Genomic DNA, 250 nt, shown 5'->3' with positions numbered 1-250 from the left:
ATCGCAGCGGCGTTCGACGACAACCACGGCCGCTACGGGCATCGCCGCATCCACCAGGTGCTGATCAACGCTGGCTGGTCGGTGGCGAAGAAGACCGTGCTCAAACTGATGCGTGCACTCGGACTAATCTGCCAAGTGCGGCGGAAAAAGAAATACAACTCCTATCGAGGCGATGCCGGCAAGGTCGCACCGAATGTGTTGGACCGCGACTTCTGCGCCAGCGCACCGAATCAGAAGTGGGTCACCGATG

The 250-nt window shown here is 60.0% G+C and carries 1 protein-coding gene; it reads left to right on the top strand.

Annotation, left to right across the window (positions count from 1 at the left end):
- On the top strand, positions 1-250 hold a 250-nt coding region (locus MTX36_RS29670), incomplete at both ends, for an IS3 family transposase (RefSeq protein ID WP_243623227.1).

The sequence above is a fragment of the Rhodococcus sp. ARC_M6 genome (genome assembly GCF_022810305.1).
Classification (GTDB): domain Bacteria; phylum Actinomycetota; class Actinomycetes; order Mycobacteriales; family Mycobacteriaceae; genus Rhodococcus_F.
This window is presented reverse-complemented; position numbering and strand designations above follow the sequence as displayed.